The following is a 1,507-nucleotide window of genomic DNA, read 5'->3' as shown; positions in this document are numbered from 1 at the left end:
GGCTCAGCACATGATCCGCGGGACAGGCCCTAGAGGTCCGCGAAGGGCCCAGGCGGCCCTCGGCGGACTTCTTCCGCACCCGCAGCTCGACTGCGGCCTCGCCGAGGACCTGGGTCAGCTCGGCGACCTCGGCCTCCAGCTGCGCCTCGCGGCGAGAGACCGGACTTGCCGGCGACCAGGCCGGCCCGGCCGAACCCCAAGAATTGGCGCTTCCAGTTCCCGAGCTACTCGGACACCTTCGCCCGCCGCGCGGCCTCGGCGAGGGTGACCTCACCGGCCAGGATCGAGGCAGGATCGGGACCTTCTCCTCAGCCGGGAACACCGGCGGCCTTGCCATACAATGCTCAGACTCCTTGCCAGGTCAGACCCGCAAGCAACGGGCCCTGCCAGAAAGTCTGACGCGTGGGACCTTGACTTAGGGAGCGGCATCGGCGAGGGACTTCAGTTTCTCGCCGATGGCAGCAAGGTCCTTCGACTTGATGTCGGCTCCGATGATCTCGTAGCTGAATCCGGACTCCTTCAACTGTTTCTCGATCGTCGCGGCCCGCAGATCCTTGGGTATGACGCCGAAAAATTTGGTCCGCGTCGGCGAGATGGACACGCCGAACGTCTCGGTGCCCACCCGGATCTGCGCGCCGTCCGAGAGTCGTTCCACGTCACGCCGCACTTGTCCGCCGAGCTCGGAGAGCGCGTACTCCTTCTCTACGTCGTCCAGCCTCTTCATAAACGGCTTGCCGGCGGCCAACGCCTCGTCGCGCTGCTCGCGCCACACGTCCTTGGCGTTTGCCCGCAGTTCCTGACGCTCCGCTTTGGTCAGGGGTGACATGCCGCCTTTCGTCAGGCCTAGCTCCCGGGCCGCCTGCTTGCCTGCCTTGGCCTCGAAGACGGCTGCGATCACCAGCTTCTCGCCGTCCCGGTAGGCCAGTAGCCCGTCGCTCACTTGGCGGCTAGCGCTGTCTCGCACCAGGTGGCCGGGGATGAATTCGAGCTTCTTTCCCACCGGCACGGTGATACCGAGCGCGAATCCGCCCTCCCGAGAGCTGAGCCAAGGCACGATGCGCGACTCGATGAGCTCCTCAAGGACCTGGCCCTTGAGGTGGTCGGCGTTCGGCCCCTTGGCCAGCACGCGCCTGATCGCGTGTTCGTCGAGCACCTTCAGCGTCGGGTGTACCTGAGCAAGCTCACGGAACAAGTTGGAGACGGCCGAGTCCACCGTGGTCGTCAGCTTGGCGGTGCCACCCTTGGCGAGCTTCGGGACGGCCTCCACCGCCTCCACCGCCTCCACGGCGTCGACGGCCTCCACCGGCTGCACGGCCTCCACCGCCTCCACCGGCTCCACCGCGTCCACGGCCTCCACCGGCTGCGCCGCCTCCGCCGCCTCCACGGCGTCGACGGCCTCAACCGGCTGCACCGCCTCCGCCTCCACGGCGTCCACGGCGTCCACCGGCTCCACCGCCTCCACCGCGTCGACGGCCTCCACCGCCTCCACCGCCTCCACCGCCTCCAC

The 1,507-nt window shown here is 68.1% G+C and carries 1 protein-coding gene; it reads right to left on the bottom strand.

The window, feature by feature from the left end:
* Positions 1–415: 415 nt before the first annotated feature.
* Positions 416–1,507, bottom strand: a 1,092-nt coding sequence (locus tag BUB17_RS27245) for a hypothetical protein (protein ID WP_208983684.1), incomplete at its 5' end; no start/stop codon positions are given.

The organism is Geodermatophilus obscurus (genome assembly GCF_900143215.1).
Taxonomy (GTDB): Bacteria; Actinomycetota; Actinomycetes; order Mycobacteriales; family Geodermatophilaceae; genus Geodermatophilus; species Geodermatophilus obscurus_A.
This window is presented reverse-complemented; position numbering and strand designations above follow the sequence as displayed.